The 21,732-nt window shown below is 67.0% G+C and carries 17 protein-coding genes; 6 read left to right on the top strand and 11 right to left on the bottom strand.

Annotated features, from left to right (window positions below):
* The first annotated feature begins 51 nt into the window (after positions 1 to 51).
* The 3 genes from rsmG to ACYVKI_RS15230 all read left to right on the top strand — a co-directional run bounded on the left by rsmG (position 52) and on the right by ACYVKI_RS15230 (position 4,839).
* A complete protein-coding gene (rsmG, locus tag ACYVKI_RS15240) occupies positions 52 to 828 on the top strand; it encodes a 16S rRNA (guanine(527)-N(7))-methyltransferase RsmG (protein ID WP_460691214.1) in 777 nt (258 codons plus the stop codon).
* A 286-nt stretch (positions 829 to 1,114) separates the two neighbouring features.
* Entirely contained in the window at positions 1,115 to 2,011 is an 897-nt protein-coding gene (locus tag ACYVKI_RS15235; protein ID WP_460691237.1) for a ParA family protein, read from the top strand.
* Between the two features lie 1,376 nt (positions 2,012 to 3,387).
* Positions 3,388 to 4,839, top strand: coding sequence for a ParB/RepB/Spo0J family partition protein (locus ACYVKI_RS15230; RefSeq protein WP_460691213.1), 1,452 nt, complete (start codon positions 3,388 to 3,390; stop codon positions 4,837 to 4,839).
* A gap of 126 nt (positions 4,840 to 4,965) precedes the next feature.
* Here the strand turns inward: ACYVKI_RS15230 and trxA are convergent, their stop codons facing one another.
* The 5 genes from trxA to ACYVKI_RS15205 form a co-directional block, all read right to left on the bottom strand.
* Entirely contained in the window at positions 4,966 to 5,292 is a 327-nt protein-coding gene (gene trxA / locus ACYVKI_RS15225; RefSeq protein WP_460691212.1) for a thioredoxin, read from the bottom strand.
* A 40-nt stretch (positions 5,293 to 5,332) separates the two neighbouring features.
* On the bottom strand, positions 5,333 to 6,337 hold the full coding sequence (gene trxB / locus ACYVKI_RS15220) for a thioredoxin-disulfide reductase (protein WP_460691211.1): 1,005 nt from the start codon (positions 6,335 to 6,337) through the stop codon (positions 5,333 to 5,335).
* A 144-nt stretch (positions 6,338 to 6,481) separates the two neighbouring features.
* Positions 6,482 to 8,407, bottom strand: coding sequence for a hypothetical protein (locus ACYVKI_RS15215; RefSeq protein WP_460691210.1), 1,926 nt, complete (start codon positions 8,405 to 8,407; stop codon positions 6,482 to 6,484).
* 119 nt (positions 8,408 to 8,526) lie between these two features.
* Positions 8,527 to 10,266 carry a murein biosynthesis integral membrane protein MurJ gene (gene murJ / locus ACYVKI_RS15210; RefSeq protein ID WP_460691209.1) on the bottom strand — a complete coding sequence of 580 codons (1,740 nt, stop codon included), beginning with the start codon at positions 10,264 to 10,266 and terminating at the stop codon, positions 8,527 to 8,529.
* A gap of 9 nt (positions 10,267 to 10,275) precedes the next feature.
* Positions 10,276 to 10,770, bottom strand: coding sequence for an NUDIX hydrolase (locus ACYVKI_RS15205; protein WP_460691236.1), 495 nt, complete (start codon positions 10,768 to 10,770; stop codon positions 10,276 to 10,278).
* Between the two features lie 156 nt (positions 10,771 to 10,926).
* Here ACYVKI_RS15205 and ACYVKI_RS15200 point away from each other — a divergent pair, with 156 nt between their 5' ends.
* Together ACYVKI_RS15200 and ACYVKI_RS15195 are read left to right on the top strand one after the other, a co-directional pair.
* Positions 10,927 to 12,351: a CCA tRNA nucleotidyltransferase gene (locus ACYVKI_RS15200; RefSeq protein ID WP_460691208.1), complete on the top strand. Its 1,425-nt coding sequence runs from the start codon at positions 10,927 to 10,929 to the stop codon at positions 12,349 to 12,351.
* Between the two features lie 104 nt (positions 12,352 to 12,455).
* Positions 12,456 to 13,274 (top strand): 5'-nucleotidase, lipoprotein e(P4) family, encoded by an 819-nt coding sequence (locus ACYVKI_RS15195; RefSeq protein WP_460691207.1) that lies wholly within the window; start codon positions 12,456 to 12,458, stop codon positions 13,272 to 13,274.
* Positions 13,275 to 13,382: 108 nt separating this feature from the next.
* Here ACYVKI_RS15195 and ACYVKI_RS15190 read toward each other — a convergent pair whose 3' ends face one another.
* The 6 genes from ACYVKI_RS15190 to ACYVKI_RS15165 all read right to left on the bottom strand — a co-directional run bounded on the left by ACYVKI_RS15190 (position 13,383) and on the right by ACYVKI_RS15165 (position 19,792).
* Entirely contained in the window at positions 13,383 to 14,798 is a 1,416-nt protein-coding gene (locus tag ACYVKI_RS15190) for an APC family permease (RefSeq protein ID WP_460691206.1), read from the bottom strand.
* A 304-nt stretch (positions 14,799 to 15,102) separates the two neighbouring features.
* Positions 15,103 to 16,023, bottom strand: a complete 921-nt coding sequence (locus tag ACYVKI_RS15185; RefSeq protein WP_460691205.1) for a LysR family transcriptional regulator — start codon at positions 16,021 to 16,023, stop codon at positions 15,103 to 15,105.
* Positions 16,024 to 16,182: 159 nt separating this feature from the next.
* Complete coding sequence (locus ACYVKI_RS15180) at positions 16,183 to 17,355, bottom strand: amidohydrolase (RefSeq protein ID WP_460691204.1); 1,173 nt, start codon at positions 17,353 to 17,355, stop codon at positions 16,183 to 16,185.
* Position 17,356: 1 nt separating this feature from the next.
* On the bottom strand, positions 17,357 to 18,028 hold the full coding sequence (locus ACYVKI_RS15175) for a DUF1028 domain-containing protein (protein WP_460691203.1): 672 nt from the start codon (positions 18,026 to 18,028) through the stop codon (positions 17,357 to 17,359).
* Positions 18,025 to 18,447 (bottom strand): RidA family protein, encoded by a 423-nt coding sequence (locus ACYVKI_RS15170; RefSeq protein WP_460691202.1) that lies wholly within the window; start codon positions 18,445 to 18,447, stop codon positions 18,025 to 18,027. The genes ACYVKI_RS15175 and ACYVKI_RS15170 overlap by 4 nt, the downstream gene beginning before the upstream one ends.
* A 55-nt stretch (positions 18,448 to 18,502) precedes the next feature.
* Positions 18,503 to 19,792, bottom strand: coding sequence for a flavin-containing monooxygenase (locus ACYVKI_RS15165; protein ID WP_460691201.1), 1,290 nt, complete (start codon positions 19,790 to 19,792; stop codon positions 18,503 to 18,505).
* A gap of 447 nt (positions 19,793 to 20,239) precedes the next feature.
* Between ACYVKI_RS15165 and ACYVKI_RS15160 the strand changes: the two genes are divergently transcribed.
* The gene (locus ACYVKI_RS15160) at positions 20,240 to 21,700 is read left to right on the top strand and encodes an aldehyde dehydrogenase (protein ID WP_460691200.1); all 1,461 of its coding nucleotides are present in this window, start codon (positions 20,240 to 20,242) and stop codon (positions 21,698 to 21,700) included.
* Positions 21,701 to 21,732 lie beyond the last annotated feature (32 nt).

Genomic DNA, 21,732 nt, shown 5'->3' with positions numbered 1-21,732 from the left:
AGCAGACGAAGCATCGGCCGGGAGGCCGGCAGATTCACGAGGGGGCGGACCATGAGCGGACAGCAGCAGGAGAACGACACGGGCGAGCAGAGTGCCGTGGAGCGGGCCGAACAGCCCGCTGCGGCCGCCGAGCAGGCCCAGCGGGACGAGCCTGTCCTGTCCGCGGCGGGAGAGGACCTCGGGTCGGCGCAGGAGGCCCCGAGGATCACCCGTCAGGAGCGGCGTGCCGCCGAGACGCTCTTCGGTGAGCGGCTGCCGCTGGCCGAGCGTTTCGTGGACCACCTCTGCAGCACCGGTGTGGAGCATGGCCTCTTGGGTCCTCGGGAGGTGCCGCGGATGTGGTCCCGGCACGTGCTGAACTGCGCGGTCCTCGGGCCTGAGCTTCCTGCCGGGGGCACGGTGGCCGACGTCGGTTCCGGCGCGGGACTGCCCGGCCTCGCCCTGGCGCTGGTGCGTCCGGACGTCGACTTCCAGCTGATCGAGCCGATGGAACGCCGCATCCAGTGGATGGACATGGTGGTGAAGGATCTGGGCCTGCAGAACGTGGAGCTCATCCGAGCCCGGGCGGAGGAGGTCACCGACGAGGTGATGGCCGATGTGGTCACCGCACGGGCGGTGTCAGCACTGAAGAAGCTCCTCCCCCTGACAGCTCCCTTGCTCGCCGATGACGGTGAGCTCCTGTTGCTGAAGGGCCGCAGCGTGGATCAGGAGATCACCGCGGCCCGCAAGGCGTTCTCGGCGCACCGCCTCGGCCGCCCGGAGGTCCTCCAGCTGGGCGAGGGGCTGCTCGAGGAGACCACCACCGTACTGCGGTGCCCCCGCCGCTGACCGGTCGGCTGCCGGTCTGCTGGCTGATGGCCTCCTTGCGGGAGACCACTCCGCCGCGGAGGGGTTTCCTCGACCACACCTCGAAGTCGCAGATGCCCGCTGTCAGGCCGGTGTCCTAGACTGCTGGGGGTGCCCTTCGGCAGAGGCCGGGGGCCGACGAGCAACGGATCCTACGGAGGGATGACCTGTGGCGAGCCAGGACAAGACACGAGGCACGGGTGCCTCGACGGGCGAGGCTGCTCAGCAGGCCGCCGACACGGCTCGAGATTCGTCGATCCTCGACGGGATGGACGCCTCCTCCCCCTTGGCTGCTGAGCTCGCCGATGAACGCCGACGTCGACAGGTCCTGTCCACCACGGAGCTTCAGCGACCCGAGACCACCCGGACCATCACGGTCTCCAACCAGAAGGGCGGGGTGGGGAAGACCACCACCACAGTGAATCTCGCGGCCGCGCTGGCCAGCCAGGGATTCAACGTCCTCGTCATTGACATCGACCCGCAGGGCAATGCCTCCACCGCATTGGGAGTCCAGCATTCGGCGGACACCGACTCCATCTATGACGTGTTGATCGATGACCTCAGTTTCGCCGACGTCGTGGCCGACTGCCCGGACCTGGAGAGACTGCAGGTGGTTCCCGCCACGATCCATCTGGCCGGGGCGGAGATCGAGCTGGTCTCTTTGGTGGCACGCGAGCAGCGCCTGCAGAGGGCCCTCGATGAGTATCACCGTTATCGGGCCGAACAGGGCCTGGAGCGCCTGGACTACGTCTTCGTGGACTGTCCCCCGAGCCTCGGCCTGCTCACCGTGAACGCTTTCGTGGCAGCACGAGAAGTGCTGATCCCCATTCAGTGTGAGTACTACGCGCTCGAAGGCCTCAGTCAGTTGTTGAACAATATTCAGATGATTCAGAAGCATCTGAACCCGCCCCTCACGGTCTCGACGATTGTGTTGACGATGTACGACGGACGGACTCGCTTGGCGTCGCAGGTGGCGGAGGAGGTCCGGGAGCACTTCCCCGAGGCTGTGCTGGACACGCTCATTCCCCGGAACGTGCGGATTTCGGAGGCGCCGTCCTATCAGCAGAGCGTCATCTCCTATGACCGCTCCTCCACCGGAGCGCTGGCCTATTTGGAGGCAGCGGCCGAGATCGTCACGCGCGGAGGCCCGGCCGCAGACGACTGAATGCGGCGGCGGGTGGGATCCGGCCGACCGCTACGGGTCCACGAGTCAGGGGACCGATCCATGGATCGGTCCCCTGACTCGTCTCTGGATCCCTTGCTTGGGCATCCCGGGACATCCCGGGCATCTCGGTCGGATTGTGCTCTCCCGGTGGTGTTTCACGTGGAACTGCGGGCAGGGGCAGACGGCGTGATGAGATTCTGTGCCGAGTCAGGGTGGGCTTCGATCTGTGTGTTGCCCGAGAACATCACAGGACACCACAGGGCACCGCAGGGCACCCCAGGACATCCGAGGACGCCGAGGAACGCCCAGGGACGCCGTGGAGACGCGGTGGAGACGCGGTGGAGACGCGGTGGAGACGCGGTGGAGACAGTGGCCCATGCGGCACTGACATCCAGGTGACTTTCCGTCCCGTCTCGCGGGGGCGCGTCTAGGTGGAGAAGAGTCCAGTGTTTCACGGGAAACCCCCTGGGGCCTGCTGCCCAGAGATCGGGGTGGATGGGGAATGCTTCCAGGATTGGCGCAGGGGTTGCTGTCCACGACTCACCGGTGGGTTTCTGCGCGCAGCACGCGTACTGGATCTCGGCCCTGGGGTCGGTAGCTGCATCGGTCGTCGTGACGATGTACGTCGGAGTGGATGGTGCCGCCCTCTGGGGCATAAGACAGCTGATCAGAAGGGTGACCTGCCGCGTTTCACGGGAAACCTCGACGGGATGAACAGTCTGCCGGTGATAGGACTCCGGATCGACAGGGAGCCTCCCGACGCGGCATTCAGCAGTGCCGGCTGAGGTCACGTGGCCCGGCCGACACGCGACGTGCGCTGGGCCTGACACGTGACGGGCCCTGAGGGCGGAAGGCACCCTCTCGGGGTGGAGAATGAATGCTGGTCGGTGACCTGTCGGTGGGGAACGGAAGCAGTGTTTCACGTGGAACAAGCTGAGCCGGATCGGGCCACGTCCATCGCTCGGGATCTTCGTAAGGGAACCGCGTCCATGCGATGCGCCAGTTCCTCGTCCCGTTCCACGTGAAACGCAGGGTTGAAGGTCACCGCAGCTGGAACCAGCTCGCGCCGTAGAATGGTCTTCGGTTGAATGTCGGATGGGTCCGACAGATGAGGAAGGTGGCTCGATATGGCGGAACGTAGACGACGGGGGCTCGGGCGCGGTCTCGGCGCGCTGATCAACAGCGATGCCCAGGAGGAAGAGGCCTCCGGGGCGACCGCTCATGCGGTTGCTGCGGGTGTTTCACGTGAAGCAGTCGACGAGCAGGACTCGTCGGCTCCAGAAGAAGGGGATCGTGACCTCGCGGCAGCCCCGTCGGATGCGTCGAACGGTGGAGCAGGTGGTGAATCGTCACATGCGGAGTCACTGAGCGGCCCAGTGGGTGCCCGCTCCGAGGAGCAGGCTGTCAGCGCTGACGGTTCCGCGCAGGTCTCCACAGAGGACGATGAGGAGGTCCTGCGCTCCTCCCCCACGAGCGTGGAGGACAGCTGGCAGCACGTTGCCGGGCAGACCGAGCCGGAGGAGACCGAGCCGGAGGAGACCGTCGAAGCGTCGGATACCCCGAGTCAGCCCGCGGAGAGCACGCCAGACGGTGAGGAGAGTGGCGACGCCGCGCAGGAGCAGACCACAGAGCAACCCGCCGAACGTCCGATTGATGTGTTCTTCTCGGCGAAGTCCCATCTCGGGACGCATCGTGTTTCACGTGGAACCCGGACCGTGGGGAAGAGTTCGACGACGAGTCGGCGCAACGGGACGGGCCGGGCTCAGATGCCGGACTTGTTGAGCGAGCGGTCGTCCGTTCGCTCCGCAGCCTCGGCGTCCTCGCCCGTGGTGGGCTGGGAGGCTGCGGAGCAGGATGTGAGTGAGGGGCCGTCGGTGGTCGAGCCTCCCGCCTCAGACGCCGAGGAGACCTCGGCAATCCAGGGAGACGTTGCGGAGAGTCCGAGCACCCCCGAGAACAGCGCGTGGACGGCTGGTGTCACCCGGGCCGAAGGAGGAGGCACCGTGGAGGGCGCTGAGTTCCGGGCTGTCCCTGTCGAGGCCATCCAGCCCAATCCCCGTCAGCCGCGTACCGAGTTCGACGAGGATCATATGGCCGAACTGATCCATTCGGTCCGGGAGATCGGGGTACTGCAGCCGATCGTGGTCCGTGTGGTCGGAGACGGCGAGTATGAGCTGGTCATGGGTGAGCGCCGCTGGCGAGCGGCCAAGTCGGCTGGGCATGCCGAGATTCCGGCCATCGTGCGTTCTACGAGGGACGACAACCTGCTCCGCGACGCCCTCTTGGAGAACATCCACCGTTCCCAGCTCAACCCCTTGGAGGAGGCAGCGGCATATCGCCAGCTGCTCGATGACTTCAACTGCACACAGGATGAGCTGGCCGAGCGCATCGGGCGGTCTCGCCCCCAGATCAGCAACACCCTTCGTCTGATGAAGCTCCCTCCGGCAGTCCAACGACGCGTGGCCGCCGGGGTGCTGAGCTCTGGACATGCCCGTGCCCTGCTCGGGCTGACCACTCCTGAGGAGATGGAATCACTGGCGACGCGTATCGTCGCTGAGGGGCTCTCTGTCCGGGCGACGGAAGAGGCTGTCACCATGGCTCAACAGAAGGACAACGAGAATGGGGTTTCACGTGGAACGAACCGGCTGCCGTCGACGGCCCGCTACCAACAGCTGGATGAGTATGCGGAGGCGTTGACCGATCGTCTCGACACTCAGGTGAAGATCACCTTGGGGGCGAAGAAGGGGCGGATCGCCATCGACTTCGGCTCGATCGAGGATCTGCATCGGTTGATGGAGCTGATAGCCCAGGAGCAGCGCGTCAGCTGAGAACACAGGGGACGTTTCCCGTGAAACATCCCCTCGGGACGGCAGAGAAGGGCCCCGACAACCTGAAGAGGTTGTCGGGGCCCTTCTCTGTGTGCTCACCCGCCATTCCACCGGGCGGATGGACGATCAGCTCAGGAAGTCGGAGAAATCGGACTCCAGGGCCTGCTTCGGCTTGGCGCCGATGGAGGAGATCACGTGCTCACCGTCCTTGAAGCCATAGATGGCGGGGATGGAGGTGATGCCATACTTCGCCGCGATGCCAGGGTTCTCATCGACGTTGACCTTCACGACCGAGACCTTGTCCTGGTTCTCGGAGGCCAGCTCCTCCAGGACCGGGCCGACCATGCGGCAGGGGCCGCACCATTCTGCCCAGAAGTCCACGATCACGGGCTTGTCCGACTGCAGCACATCCTGCTCGAAGCTTGCATCGGTGACACTCTTGAGCTCTGCCATGGTGTCTGTCCTTTCCTACGGGGAATGAAGGGTCTGGGAATCAGGAGGTGGACTCGGCCGCAGCGCCCACCAGCCCGGCGGCATCGGCGGCGTCGGACTCAGCGTTGTCGGCCAGCCAATGTTCCACGTCCAGGGCGGCGACGCAGCCGGAACCGGCCGCCGTGACGGCCTGCCGATAGGTGGGGTCCAGCACGTCGCCGGCGGCGAAGACACCCGGCAACGTGGTTCGTGAGCTGCGTCCCTCGACCCGAACGGTCCCCTCCTCGGTGAGCTCCAGCTGGTCCTCGAAGAGCTCCACCCGTGGGTCATGACCAATAGCAACGAACAGACCTGTCACCTCAAGCGATGACTCGGTGCCGTCCACGGTGTTCCGCAGGGCCAGGCTGGAGAGCTTGGAGTCGCCCTTGACCTCGGTGACCTCGGTGTTCCAGATGAACTCGATCTTCTCGTGAGCCTTGGCGCGGTCCGCCATGATCTTGGAGGCCCGCAGCTCGTCCCGCCGGTGGACGACAGTGACCTTGGAAGCGAACTTGGTCAGGAAGAGCGCCTCCTCCATGGCGGAGTCGCCACCGCCGACGACGGCGATGTTCTGCTCGCGGAAGAAGAAGCCGTCGCAGGTGGCGCACCACGAGACGCCGTGCCCAGAGAGCGCCTTCTCCCCGGGCACGCCCAGCTCGCGGTAGGCGGAGCCGGTGGCCAGGATGACTGCCCGGGCGTGGAGCACCTCTCCGGAGCCGATGGTGATCTCCTTGATCGGTCGGTCCAGTCGCAGCGCCGTGGCGTCCTCACGGCGGATGTCGGCGCCGAAGCGTGCGGCCTGCTCCTCCATCTTCATCATCAGGTCCGGACCCATGACGCCCTCGGGGAAGCCGGGATAGTTCTCCACGTCAGTGGTGTTCATCAGCTCGCCACCTGTGGTGACGGAGCCGGCCAGCATCACCGGGTTCAGGTTAGCCCGGGCGGTGTAGACGGCGGCAGTGAAGCCGGCCGGGCCGGAGCCCACGATGACCACATCGTGGACCTGGTCGGGAGTCTGTTCAGTCACGTCTGCAGTGTCCTTCTCGTCGAGAGGCCTCCGGCGCGGTCTGCCGGCGGCTGGCATCGGTTCCGAGTGGTGAAACCACCCGGAGGGGATGAAAATTCCGCACGACGGCACCGGGGGGGCGTCCCGCGGGCTACGACCCAGGGGTCATTCCAGGACGATCTGGGCGAGCTCCAGGCCGTAGGGCAGGTCAGGGTTGTCCGGGGCCAGCCGCTCAGGAAGTGCGGTGGTGTTGATGATGACGTACTGGCCCTCGGCGTCGTCGAGCTCCACAGTGGTCTCCGTCCAGTTCCATGTGCCCGCACCGATCTGCTCGGCACCGTCCAGGCTCGGTGAATCATTGACCAGGACCTGGAAGGATCCGCCCTCGACCTGCCCCTGCTGCGTCAGCGTCACCGCTGACACCGGCGAGGACTCCTCCAGCTCCACCACGAGGGCGAACTCGGAGACCAGACCGCCGAACTCGGCCGAACCGTACAGGAACGAGTTCCAGGTGGTGGAGGTGTCGCCGTCGAAGGTGTTGGACAACTGGCCGTCCGTGGCCTCGTTCAGCTGCGGGCTTTCCGGAACCAGCCGGGTGACGGCGGTGATCGGCGCCGGTCCGTCGGCCTCCGCCTCGTCTTCGTCCTCCTGGGGCTCGGTGTCTGCCTCGGGCTCCTCCCCGGGCTCCTCCTCGGGCTCCTCCTGAGGAGCCGCCTCGGTCTCAGCCTCCTCGGGCTGAGTCGTCTGCTCATCATCGGCGGCCGGCGCGGGCTCGTCGCCACCGCGCAGCATGAAGAACCCGGCGACGGCCGCGAGCAGCACCACCACGGCGAGCACACCCACACCGATCCAGCGCCCGTTGCCCGAGCGCCCGGCCACCGGCGCTGATGCCGGTTGGTCGTCGGCGTCGTCGGCGTCGAGGGCAGGCGCGTCAGCGGCCGTTGCCGCGTACGCGCCGCCTGAGGGGCCGGCGGGGAAGGCGCTGCGGCGTTCCTCGGGGACGGCGGAGATCAGGCCGGTGAAGCTCGGGCCCGCCACAGCACCCAGCCCAGCGGACGGGGAGCTGCTCTCGGCAGGGACCGGCTCATCCGGCGGGTCGTCGATGACCTCTTCGCCGTCGTCCTCATCGGAGATCGTCGGGCGCTGCGGGGCAGGATCATCCAGTGCCGGGCCCTCCGCCGGACGGTCCTCGACGATCGCATCCTCGTGCGCGTCCGTCGCGCCCGCAGGCGAGGATCCGGCATCGGGGCCGACGACCGTGCTGACGGGGCGCCACTGCCCGGCCTCATCCAGAGCGACGCCGAACTCCTCACCGGCGTCGGCCTCGGGACGCGGCTCGACGATCTCCCGGTCGGCGTGCAGATCCAACCCGCCGTCGGCGCTCTGATCGAAAGGGCCTCCCGCGGAGTCCGGAGAGACCGCGCCGGGCTCCGCCGCGCCGGAGAACACAGCGCCGGAGGGCGAGACATCCGTGGAGGACGGCTCAGCGGGCGACCCCTCGGCCGGAGAGGCCCCAGCGGGTGCCTGCTGAAGCCGATCCGCATCACGATGGGTGCCCAGTCGGCGGTTCAACGACTCAGAGACCCGGCCCAGGAAGGCGGGACGCCGCCGGCGCGACGGAGCCTCGGAGTCTCCCGGCTCCTCCTCCGCCCCGGGGGCGACCTCCTGCAGGCCGGCGTAGTACTCGGCGTCATCATGGAAGGTTTCGGGCTCCATCACCCGGGACTGCCCGAACAGCTCTGAGCCCAGCGAATCGGTGAAGAACGGCTCCACATAGGGGGCTGCGTCCGGGACCACCAGATCCAGCAGGTCATTGGGGTGCGTCAGGGTGGAGATCAGATAGGTGCGGTCCTCCGCCAGGCCGAGGTCCAGGACCTGCACCTCGGAGCTCCGCTCACCGGTGGCCAGCTCCTTCGCGGAGGTCGCCACCTGCTTCGCGTTCTGCGTGGAAGCCAGCAGGATGCTGACCTCCCGATTCAGCACCTGGTCGATACCCTGAAAGACGATGTCCTGATCCGCAGAGGTCACCACATGGTGGGTGATGCGGTAGCGACCTCCCACCACATCCCCGATGCCGAACGGCTGGGCCACGAATCCTCCTGCGTCACTGATGCTCTCGTCGAGCGGTCCACTCGGGCGCCGTCGTCCGGGCCGGCCGTCCCCTGCGGGCATGCTGGCAGCCGGACGCAGACGCCCTTCTCGGGGCCAGCCTACCGGCTCAGGCGGGCCAGAGCCGGGATTCTGCGGGACAGCGGCCCCATGACGTCGGCGAACTCCTGAACGCGCATCACCTTCAGCATCACCACGAACACCACGCCCATGACGGCGCCCACCACGGCGCAGGTCAGCAGCGCAGTCAGGATCGACTGCCAGGCGAAGCCCCAGGAGTACCCGCCCATCAGCCACAGCACCGCCGAACCCACCAGTCCGGCGACGACGGCGGCCCAGCCGGAGCGCGCGTAGGCGGCCACCACGGAGCTGAAATCGAAGCTCCCCCACCGGCGGACCACCCACACATGGCACAGCACGTACTGCACCACATGGAAGAAGGAGAACAGACCGATCACCAGGTAGGGCAGCGCCTCATTGGGCAGCACCAGGGCGCCCCCGTAGGCGCAGCCCAGGCACAGCACGGCGATGATCGTGTGCACCAGCATCGGGGTGCGGGCGTCCTCCGCCGAGTAGAAGACCCGCATCAGGTAGAAGTTCGCCGAACGGAACGGCATGCCCAGGGCCAGCAGGATCAGCAGCTGGCCGATGGCCGCCCCGGAGAGGTGCGCCGTCTCGGCGGAGCCGCCGAACAGCCGGCCCAGCGGACCCGCCAGCACGATCACCGCGACCATGGAGAACATCACCGGGATCGCGAACATCCGCAGACCCTCGTTGATGATCTCCCGGGCACGGCCGTACCGACCCAGATCCATGGAGCGGGCCAGCTGGTTGAACAGCACGGTGGCCAGCGAGAGCACGAACACCGAATGCGGCAGCACGGTGATCAGCTGGGCAGTGTTGGCCGCATACTCACCGGGGATGGAAGCGCCGCCGTCGGCCATCTGCTCACGACTGGCCGTGGCCCCGGAGATCAGTCGCATGTAGAGCAGGTTGGCGATGTTGCTGATCAGCATGGTTGCCAGCGTCCAGGCGGCGATCTGCCCGGTGGAGCGCAGACCCATGCCTCGCCACCCGAACTTGGGGCGGATCGGGAACCCGATCTTCATCAGCGGCCAGATCAGGATCACCGCCTGGGCGACGATGCCCACCGTGTGGCCGGCGGCCAGCCAGATGGTCTGCTGGGAAGTCCATTCGGTGGCCTGGTCGGTACCGGCGGTGTACCGGCCGAACATCACGATGTAGCTGCCGATGACTCCGATGGCGATCAGGTTGTTCAACACCGGCGCCCACATGTACCAGCCGAACTTCGCGTTCGCGTTGAGGATCTGCCCGATCACCGCATAGAGGCCGTAGAAGAACACCTGAGGCAGGGTCCACACGGCGAAGGCGGTGCCCAGGGCGAGCATCGGCTCGGTCCAGTCCTTGGTGAGCGCGACCATCAGCGGGTAGGCGGCCAGAGTCAGCAGGACCGTGAAGGCCCCGAGCACGATCACCGACAGGGTCAGCAGCCGCGAGGTGTAGTCCGCCCCCCGATCCCGGCGTTTGGCCGCTTTGATCAGCTGAGGAACCAGCACCACGTTGAACATGCCTCCGGCCAGCAGCATGTAGATCACGTTCGGGATCGTGTTGGCCTTCTCGAAGACGTCGGCCACCAGGGCGGTGGAGCCGATCGCCACCGCCAGCAGCGCGGTCCGGATGAAGCCCAGCACGCGGGAGAGCATGGTCCCGGAGGCCATCAGGGCGCTGGCCCGCGCCATCCCACCCTGCGGGATGTGGGTGTCGGGGGGCCTGTCGCCGTCGTGCTGGCGGCTGTCCTGGTCTTCGGAAGTGTGCGGCATCGGCGATGACTATAACGTGTCCGCGATGACCTGCTTGGCAGCGTTGACGATACGTCGCTCGTTCGGGAAGGACAGCGTGCGCTCCAGATCGTCCAGATTCACCCAGGCGACGTCCACCGCCTCGTGGTCCGGATCGTTCTCCGTGGTGAGCTCCCCGCCGACGGCCTCCAGCAGGAAATGATGCACCGTCTTGTGGACCCGATGGGTGGGGACGGTGAACCAGTACTCGATGCTGCCCAACGAGGTCAGGATCGCCCCGGCGATGCCGGTCTCCTCCTCCACCTCACGGACAGCGGCCTCCTCATGGCTCTCGTCGTTCTCCGGGTGCCCCTTGGGCAGACACCACTCGAGCCGGCCGCCGCGGTTGTAGCGGGCGATGATCGCCACCTCGAATCCCTGCACCGCGGGGCGGATCACCACGCCGCCGGCGCTGACCTCCTCGACAGTGGGCAGACGGCCACCGCCACGGGGAGGCTTGGGGACCGGCACGCGGCGAGACCCCATCGACACCGTCAACGGGGTCTGGGGTTCGTCGCCGGTCTCCGATCCGTTCATGATCACTACTCTAGCGGGAAGCATGCCCTGTCCCGATCGCGCTCGACCCGCTCCCTGGACTGTGGGGAGGAGAGCCGGATCGGCCTGTGGGAAACTGTCTCTGTCATGCCTTATCTCCCTGCTGGATTCCCCAACGGCGCGTGGCTGCCCGACGTCGTCGTCGCACTCGGTGAACAGTTCGCCTCCCACGGCCATGAGCTCTCTCTGGTCGGTGGGCCGGTCCGCGACCTCTTTCTGGGGCGGACCTCCCCCGACCTGGACTTCACCACCGATGCCACCCCGGACGAGATCATCGCCACCGTCTCCGGCTGGGCGGATGCCCACTGGGACATCGGCCGCGACTTCGGCACCATCGGCATCCGCAAGGGCGAGGCCACCATCGAGGTGACCACCTACCGGGCCGAGGCCTACGATCCGGCCTCCCGGAAGCCGCAGGTGCAGTTCGGGGACAACCTCGCCGACGACCTCGTCCGCCGGGATTTCACCGTCAACGCGATGGCGCTGCGACTGCCGTCCTTCGAGCTGGTCGACCCGCACGGCGGGGTGAAGGACCTCGTCGCCCAGCGGCTGCGCACCCCATCCACGCCGGAGGAGTCCTTCTCCGACGACCCGCTGCGCATGATGCGCGCCGCGCGCTTCGCCTCCCAGCTGGGGCTCGACGTCGCTGACGACGTCCGGACGGCGATGACCGCCATGGCGGAGCGGCTCGAGATCGTCTCCGCCGAGCGGGTCCGCGAAGAGCTGATCAAGCTGATCTGCGGGGCGCATGCTCGCGCCGGGGTGGACCTGATGGTGGACACCGGCTTGGCCGACGTCGTGCTGCCTGAGGTGCCCGCGCTGAAGGCCACTGATGACGAGCACAGGCGGCACAAGGACGTCTACCAGCACTCGCTGCAGGTCATGGAGCAGGCCGCCGACCTGGAGACCGACGCCGACGGCCCGGTCCCCGCACCGGACTTCATCCTGCGCTTCGCGGCTCTGATGCACGACGTCGGCAAGCCGAAGACCCGGCGTTTCGAGCCCGGCGGCGGGGTGAGCTTCCGGCACCACGACGTGGTCGGAGCGAAGCTCACCCGGAAGCGCATGCAGGCGCTGCGCTTCGACAAGGACTCGATCAAAGCCGTCACCCGGCTGGTGGAGCTGCACATGCGCTTCTACGGCTACGGCGACGCCGGCTGGAGCGATTCCGCCGTGCGTCGTTACGTCACCGATGCCGGGGATCAGCTGGAACGCCTGCACCGGCTGACCCGCTCCGACGTCACCACCCGGAATCGGCGCAAGGCCGACCGGCTCGCCCACGCCTACGACGACCTCGAGGAGCGGATTGCGGAGCTCGCCGAGCAGGAGGAGCTGGCCAAGATCCGGCCGCATCTCGACGGCGAGCAGATCATGGAGATCCTGGGGATCTCGCCGGGCCCGACGGTCGGTCAGGCGTACCGGTTCCTGTTGGAGCACCGCATGGAGCACGGACCCGTGGAGGAGGATGAGGCCGTCCGGGTGCTGAAGGAGTGGTGGGCCGAACAGGACTGAGCCTGGTGTGGTGGTGACTCGTGCGGCCAGCCCCGGTTCACAGATGGTTTCCTTTGTGGGAACCTGACCATGGAACTGGTATACCGCAAGAGGGGAGTCGGGCCATGAAGAAGGCTCTGATGGGAGTCGGGCTGTCGGCGATGCTGCTGGCCACCGCCTGTGCCGCGGAGAACGGACAGGCAGCCGCCGAGGAGGATGCCGACGGCGAGGAGGCCGCGGAAGATTGCGACGTCCGGGAGTTCGCGATGGCTCTGCGGTGGCAGCAGCAGAGCGCTGAGGCCAAGACGCTGCAGACCCAGACCTTCCGGCTCGCCGCCGAGCGCCTGGAAGAGCTCGTCGACGAGGCTGACGGGGAGGATCTCGCCCTGATCTCCGACCTGGACGAGACTGCCGTGGACAACACGGAGCTGCTCGCCCGGGACATGGCCGAGTGCCATGGCTACTCCGATTGGGAGACCTGGGACCACTGGGAGCGTGAAGGCACCGCACGGGTGATCCCCGGGGCCCTGGAGTTCTTCGAGCGCGCCGACGAGCTGGGCGTGACGATCTTCTACCTCTCCGACCGTACGGAGGACAACTTCGACGACACAGCGGCCATGCTTCAGGAGCTGGACTTCCCGCAGGCTGACCAGGAGGACCAGATCCTGCTGCTCGGCCCGCCCAAGCAGGAGCGCCGGGAACTCGTGGAGGCCGACTACGAGCTCCTCATGCAGCTCGGTGACACGCTCCACGACTTCCACGACGGCTACGCCGGAGCCGACCTCGAGGAGCAGCACGAGCTGATCGAGGAGCACGCCGACCGGTGGGGCAACGACTGGTTCGTCTTCCCCAACCCGACATACGGCACCTGGGAAGAGGCGGAGCTCGACGAATGGGACGCCGAGATGGAGTTCGGGACCTACGACGAAGAGGGCAACCACTGAACACCTCGAGGTGCTGAAGACGCAGAAGACCGGGGGCGGTCCGCTGGTGCGGACCGCCCCCGATCGGTGTCACCAGGGGCCGCCGGAGCGTGGACGACGTCCGGCTCGTCAGGGGGCGGAGCTGGACTCCTGCGTCGAGCCGGATGACCCAGGCGAGGTGCCAGTGGGCGTGCGGATCTCCTCCAGTGGGGTCACTTCGAAGATTCCCTTCTTCATCACGAACTTCACCCAGACGACCGAGTAGATCGCGGTGATCCCCAGGAGGATCAGGACGGTGGTGTAGATCTCTGCTGCCTGCTCCGCATCGCCTGAGATGTTCGCCATCACGAACACCATCCCCAGGATGCCCACCACCTGGAAAGTGAGGCCCAGCGGTGAGCGGAACGGGCGATCGGCATGCGGGTGACGGATCCGCAGGACGATGACGTTCAGGTGGGCGATGATGTAGGCCAGCACCCAGCAGAACACGCTTGCCAGGATGAAAGTGATGATCGACTCGCCGTCGGTGAAGCCTGTGATCAGGAAGAGCACGAACATCACTCCGAGCACCAGGACTGCGACCCAGGGGGCGCCGAAGCGGTTCCGGCGAGCCAGGATCGAGGGCATCTCGCCCTCCTCCGCCTGCGCGGCCAGCATACGAGGGATCGCAATCATCAGCGTGTTGAGGGTGCTGGCCGTGGCCAGGAAGGTCATGATGCCCATCCAGAGGACCCCGACGGGACCCGCGAGGGCCTCAGCCGCCAGCAGATGGGGATTCGGACTCCCTGCCAGCTGCTCAGGGAGCAGATAGTTCAACGCGCCGAAGCCGAACAGGATGTCAGCGGCGAAGATGACCACCAGGCCCAGGATCATCGCCAGAGGCAGGTAGAGCCGAGGTCGTCGCAGCTCCTCGGCCAGCGGCGTGATGAACTCGACGCCGATGAACAGCCAGAACGCCAACGCCGTCAGAGACAGCACTCCGACGCCCAGGGGATTGATGGGCAGTTCCGTGGTGACCGGCTCCCCCGCGCCGAGGCCGGTGAGGCCGATGACGCCGAGGACTGCGATGGAGAGGATCAGCGCGGTGGCCAGGACGATCTGGACTCCTCCGTAGACCTTGACGCTGAAGATGTTGACCACCACCAGCGCGGCCACGAAGAGCAGCGAGATCAGCAGCGGGTCTGCGCCGAGACCGAACACGTCGGTGACCACCAGACCGGCGATGCCGGCCTCGGCGCTGCCGGCGAAGAGAGTGACGAGCACGTAGCCGCTGATCACAGCGATCATACTCACGGTCGAGCCCAGCGCGGGGGCTGTGTACCGGTTCAGCCCGCCGGCTCGGGGGATCATTCCCGAGAGCTCGGCGAAGGAGAACGCGACGCAGAGGTTCAGCGCGAAGGCGGCGACCATGGCGATGATGAACCCGCGTCCGCCCAGGCCGAAGCCCTCGCCCAGGGAGACCATGGCGCTCGAGCTGACGACGATGCCGACCGCAGTGGCGATGGCGGCCCACAGGCCGATTTTCCGAGTGGGGGTGGTTGACATGCTGTTCCTCCCAAGAGGCAGTCGGGACGCGGCGGTGCTTCCGCGTCGCTCATGGAGCCCGGGCAACGGTCCGCCGGTGCGGTCAGGCATGTCGCGGGAGGGCTGCGAGTGTGATGCTGTGGAGCAGTCCCGATCGATGACCTGCGGGCTCACTGCCAGTGTTCTCCGTGATCACGCTCACTTCAAACATCAGAATATGAGCTGATTCATCAGGTGATGTGATGGAGGTCGCGAATCGATGCCGGGCCCCTGCGGGCCGGGTCGAGCCGGGCAGGCGGGACGGCCTGTGTCTGCGCCGAGGTGGTCAGCCCTGGTCGGCGCTGCTGTCGAACACGGTGCGGCACGTGGTCAGGAAGGCCTCTGCCTTGCGTGAGAGCTGTTCGTCAGCTCGATGCGCGACGCCGATCTTCAGGCCGGACGGGACGCCGTCCAGAGGAACCGTGACGAGTCGTCGCCCGTCATTGGTCAGGTCATGGGCCGGACTCTGATTCAGAATCGTGAATCCATGGCCGCGAGCGACCATCGAACGCACCACTTCGAAACTCTCGAATCGTTGGTGGATCCGAGGCTGCAGATCGGCCGCGCGGAACAGGGAGAGGAAATAGTTGGAGCTCTTGCCCAGGTCCAGCAGGACCAGGGGCTCATCCACCAACTCCTGGAGTGTCACCGAGTCCCGCTCTGCGAACGGGCTGGTGGTGGCGACTGCCGCGTAGATGGGTGCATCGCACAGTGGATCGAAGGTGACCTCGCGGCCGTAGTCGAAGCTGTAGGTGAGTGCGATCTCGAGCTCTCTCCGCTGCAACATCGGTTCGATCTGGTCTGCGGTGACCTCTTTGAGTCGTATGGCGAGCTCCGGGTGACTCACTCGGAGGGCATCATGAACCGCTGGGAGCCAGAACGGGGCGAGAGTGGTGAAGATTCCGGCTGTGAGTTGTCCGGTGATGACCTCCGGGTGCACCGAGTTGACGGCATCATCCAAGGTGAGCATGACCTCGAGGACGCCATGGTAGAAGTTCTTGCCCTGTTCGGTGAGCACCACACCACGGGAACGACGTCGGATCAGCAGCTGACACCCCAAGGTGTCCTCCAGCTGGGCGATGGCGGTGGAGACCGCGGACTGTGCCACGTAGAGCTCACCGGCGGCCTCCGTCATGGACCCGAGCTCCGCCGTGCGAAGGAAGTAGCGGATCTGCGAGACGGTGATGTCCTGCGTGGACTTCGGCATGGTCGGAGGCCCTTCGTCGGACTGCGCACCAGATGCGTGGGACCGCATGGCTGGGTGATCGATGCTCGACTCCATGATAGGGGCTTCACCTCACCTGCTCAGATGAGACGGATGCCGTCGGCGTCGTCACCCGGCTGACCGGGGATCACCAGATGGCCGTCATTCCGTCCTCGTCGGTGGACCTGCATAGTCCAGCGCGGTGAGAGCCAGGGCCGCGGCACCGTCGACGATCGCCTTCTCGGCGGCAGCTCCGACGCAGTGCGCCGCAAACGCCGGCTGATGGTTCGACACCGGATAGGTGCCCAGACCGATGTAGGGATGGATCGCCGGCACGACCTGGGAGATGTTCCCCATGTCTGTGGAGGCCCGGTTCATGGTCGCGTGCTCAGCCGGGGCGTCGAATCGACGTCCCAGCGACTCGGCATGGGTCCTATAGAGCGCCAGCGCCCGCTCATCGGTGCGGAACTCGGAATAGGGCTTCGATTCGGGGGTGATCGTCAGGTCGCTTCCCGTGGCATGGGCTCCTGCCTCGAAGCAACGCTCAACCCGCTCCTGCAGCCCCTTGAGGCTCTCCAGCGTCTCGGCACGGACGTACCAGCGCCCTTCGGTGCGCTCTGGGATCGCGTTGGGCGCCTCGCCGCCGCGAGTCTGGATGCCGTGGACCCGGGTCCCGGCCGGAAGCTGCTGACGCAGCAGCCCCAGGGCCATCTGCGCGATGAGGAACGCGTCGTTGGCGTTGACTCCCTGCTCCGGATAGGCGGCTGCATGGGCTGCGCGACCGCGGTACTCCACGTGAGAGTGGGAGACGGCGTAGGGCTTGGCTTCGGCGGAGTCCACTGGTCCCGGATGAGCCATCAGGGCCAGATCCAGGCCGGCGAAAGCACCACGTTCGAGCATCTCGATCTTTCCGCCGCCCCCCTCCTCGGCGGGGGTGCCGTAGACCTCGATGGTGAGATCCTGTTCGGCGGCGAACTCGGCCAGCGCCAGAGCGGCGCCCACGGAGATGGCGGCGATCAGGTTGTGTCCGCAGGCATGTCCGAGGCCGGGAAGGGCATCATATTCGACCATCAGTCCGATGCGTCGGGATCCGGAGCCCCGTTGCGCATGGACGGCCGTGGCCAGACCGAGGTACTCCCTGGTCACGTCGAATCCGTGGGCAGCGAGCAGCTCAGCGGTCCATGCGGCGGCGCGATGTTCCTCCCAGGCGGTCTCCGGGTGGGCGTGCAGCCGGTCTGCGAAATCGATCAGGGAGCCTCGGTGCTCGGCGACAGAATCCAGCACACGGGTCCGGGCCTCAGCGGCACCGTGCTCACGGGGGGTGTCCGGGTTCATCTCAGCGCTCATCCCCCGGCACGCCGTAGCCGACGGACGCGTCGGGGTCGAGCGCGCGGATCACGTAGTCCTCGCGTTGGGGGAGCCAGACCTCCAGGAGTCGGCCCAGCTCTGCGATGGGGGTCTCATGCCAGTCGACGCGCAGATCGGTGTCCCTCCACCCGTGGCCGGAGACCACCGAGAGGCCCGCTGAACGCACCGGGCCAGCCTCTCCGCCGGCGTCGAGGCCGGCCCGCAGTCCTGCCAGGAGGCGAACCTCGAGCTCACCGGAGGTGGTGGTGAAGGCGTCGCAGACGGCATCGGTGACGGCCGGTGAGGAGAGCATGTTGCCCGCGGCGACGCAGTCAGCGCCCTGCGCGGAGGCATGCACGCCCAAGGTCCCGGAGCCGCTGAAGACCGCGGAGCGGCCGACCGCATCGAGGACCACCAGCTGGCGGTGATCCCGCGTGGGCTCCTGGTCGACGATCTCCTGGAGCGCCTCATCAGCGCTGCGACCGCCAGCCAGGAGAGAGAGCAGCGCGGGGCCCAGCCGCGGGTCCGTGATGTTCTGTGAGCTCACGGCACCGATCCCGTCGGCCAGGTGGATGCAGCGGGCGGCGACGGCTGGAGAGGAGGAGGAGACGGCGATGCCGAGGCGACCGGCCTCGTCGCGTCCGGCGATGCTGAAGGTCACTGATCCTCACCCCCGGAGAGCACGGCGGTGGCGTCGATCTCGACGAGCCACTCCGGCCGGGCGAGTGCAGCCACCACCAGCCCCGTGGAGACCGGGTGCACGCCTCGGAGCCAGCGCCCCATGACCCGGTAGACGGGTTCCCGGTACCGGATGTCCGTCAGGTAGACGGTGACTTTGACGATGTCCTGAAGGTCACCGCCGGCCTCGTCCATGAGCATCGCGATGTTCGCCATCGCCTTCTCCGCCTGGGCCTCCACGTCGCCGATGCCGACCGATTCGCGGGTGTCCAGATCCTGGCCGATCTGTCCGCGCAGGTAGACGACGCCTCCGGCCACGACGGCTTGGCAGAGGTCGTTGTCGAGATTCTGCTCCGGGTAGGTCTCAGCGGTGTTGAAAGGTCGGATCCGGGTGTGTCTCATGGCAGCTGTCCTTCTCTCAGGGGATGTCTCAGGGGGGGGTCCGGGGAACGTGTGGTCAGGTGACGGTCGGCGCCGTGGCGGCGGAGCGATCCGCCTTCTGCTGCGGCGTGTACGCCAGGTAGGCGCGCTGGATCCCGATGTGCTCGGCCAGGTGACGAGCGTCGTGCCAGACGCCCCAGATGAAGCTCGAGCCCCGGCGGGACTGCCAGGGCAGCCCGAGGAAGTGCACGCCGGGCTCGGAGGACACGCCTCGTTGGTGCTGTGGACGGCCGTGCTCATCGAAGGCGTCGACCTGCAACCAGCTGTAGTCCACGGTGAACCCAGTGGCCCAGATGATCGTGGTGATTCCGGACGTGGTGAGGTCCAGTTCGCGCAGTGGACTGGTCACGCAGTCCGGAAACGGCCCGAGTCGGTGCGCTTCCGGCTCCTCCGGGAGGTCCAGGCCATTGCGCTCGACGTAGGAATCAGCCTCCTGGAGCAGGGCCAGGTAGTTGGCGTCGCCTGCCGCGACGTTGCGCTCCAGGTCGTCGGCGAACCTGACGGTGCCGTCGTGGTACGCCTCAGCCCGACCCACCAGGTGGATGCCGGTGGCGGCCAGGTCGCGGAAGTCCACGGTGCGTCCTCCGTGGGCGCCGGAGACGGCGATGGTCACATGGCTGGTCTCCGGGGAGGGAGCCGTGGCCTCCCATTTGTTGAGGACCCCCAGCCACCACACGAAGTCACGCCCGCGGTAACGGCGCGGCGGGCGGTCGTGAGGGCCGATGGCCAGGTGCACCTGGCGGCCGGACTGCTGCAGCTCCTCGGCGATCTGCACGCCCGACGAGCCCGCTCCGACGACCAGCACGTTCCCCGCCGGCAGTTGCTGCGGATTCCGGTAGCCGCTGGAGTGGAGCTGATGGACGCCTGAGCTCTCCGGGACGAGGCTCGGAATCACCGGCTTCTGGAAGGGTCCGGTGGCGGCCACCACGTGGCGGGCCAGCACAGTGCCCTCGGAGGTCTCGGCGACGAACCCCGGAGCACCGTCACGGCGTTGCACCGAGGTCACCTCGACACCGCAGCGGATGGGTGCCTCGAAGGTCCGGGCGTAGGAGGCCATGTAGTCGGCGACCTGATCCTTGGTGGCGAACTCGTCGGCGCCGACCTCGGAGAACTTCAGGCCGGGGAAACGGTCGTGCCAGGCGGGGCCGTTGGCGACCAGGCTGTCCCACCGTTCCGTGCGCCAACGCTCTGCGATCCGATGGCGCTCCAGCACCAGGTGGTCGATGCCCTGCGCGGTCAGGTGTTCGCTCATCGCAATGCCGGCCTGGCCTGCGCCCACGACCAGCACGTCGGTCTCCTGTGTCACTCTTCCGCCTCCACTTCCGTCAGCCGGTGGGTTCGGACTCTCGTGGCTCCCGATGTCTCACGCTGCGCATGATGAGCGGTGGGCTCACGGCCGATCCCGTCGACGCCAGCTTCCAACCCGGGGACGAGAACATCAAATAGTCGCTCCTGCAGAGCGATATCAGTTCTGATGATGCATCTCGAGATTCGCTGTGGCGGGACGCCGCTGACGCGCCGTGAGATCACGGACGTGACGATCATGGAGTGCTGAATCTGATTTTTCGATGATCCTCTCCATATCCCAGCGATTGATGTGCCGATCGCATCTGCGTAGCGTCGCGGACAGGAGTCGGATCGAGGCCGCCGCGAGTCGTGGGGAGTGACGCCCCACCCGATTCCGGACGTTCTTCGAGAGACGACGCGAGGCCGTGCCTCATCCGGTGACTCAAAGACGAAGGAGAGAACAGTCATGGCTCTGCCACAGAACATCGACGGACGCGCCTACATCGGGGGTCGGACCCCCAGCTCCGACGGCGGCACCACCGTGGACGTCAGCCCCGTGGACGGAGGGACACTGGCTGAGGTGGCCTCCTGCACGCGCAGCGACGTCGACCGGGCGGTCGCGCTGGCACGGCAGAGCTATGACGCCGGACTGTGGAGTCGGGCGGACGCCGGGGCCAGGAAGACCGTCCTGCTGCGTCTGGCGGAGCTGATCGAGGAGAACGCTGAGGAGCTGGCCCGTCTCGAGACCGTAGACATGGGCAAACCGCTGGCCCAGTCCACGGCTGTCGACGTCGCGGGAACCGCCGAGATCTTCCGCTGGTACGCCGAGCTGGCGGACAAACTCCTCGACGAGATCCCTTCCACGCCCGGGGACTCCATCGCCCTGGTGCAGCGGGAGCCGCTGGGCGTGATCGCCGCCGTCGTGCCGTGGAACTACCCGCTGGAGATCACCACGTGGAAGCTCGCTCCCGCTCTGATCACGGGAAACTCGGTGGTGCTGAAGCCGGCGACGCAGTCTCCGCTGACTGCGCTTCGACTGGCCGACCTGGCCGCCGAGGCTGGACTGCCCGACGGCGTGCTCAGCGTGGTTCCGGGGCCGGGCGGAGTCACCGGCGATGCGTTGGCTCGCCACATGGAGGTCGACATGCTGACCTTCACGGGGTCCACGGCGGTGGCCAAGCGGCTGCAGATCGCCTCCGGGGAGTCGAACCTGAAGCGCCTCGCTCTGGAGGCCGGGGGCAAGAGCGCGAATCTGATCTTCGCCGACACTCCGGACCTGAAGAAGGCGGCACAGATGGCTGCCTTCGGCGCCTTCTACAACAACGGACAGGTCTGCTCCGCCAATTCACGGATCCTGGTGGAACGGACCGTCCACGAGGAGTTCGTCGAGCTGCTCGTCGAGGCTGCTGACGCCTTCCGTCCGGGGGATCCGCTGGATCCGCAGCATCAGGGCTGTGGAGCCGTGGTGGACGCCGGCCACGCCGATGACATCATGGCCGCGGTGGACGAGGCTCGGGAGGCGGGGGTGCTGCGCAGCGGAGGGCAGCGTCTCGAGATCCGAGGCTCGGACTGCTACATCGAGCCGACGATCGTCACCGACCTGCCGGTGGAGCATCGTCTGCACCGCGAGGAGGTCTTCGGGCCGCTGGTCACCGTGACGCCCTTCGACACGGAGGAGGAGGCCGTGGCGATGGCCAATGCGACCGACTACGGGCTGGCCGCCTCGCTGTGGACCAGCGACGTCGGCCGGGTCCACCGGGTCTCACGCAGCCTGGTGGCGGGGACCGTCTCCGTGAACACCGTCGATGCCCTCGGCCCGACGACGCCCTTCGGAGGGTTCCGTCAGTCAGGCTTCGGCAAGGACCTCTCTGCCCATGCGATCGAGAACTACACGGAGCTGAAGACCACCTGGATCCAGTTCGGCTGACAGTTCCGCCCGAGGTGCCCCGCCATGCCAGG

The organism is Nesterenkonia suensis, assembly GCF_054782935.1.
This window is presented reverse-complemented; position numbering and strand designations above follow the sequence as displayed.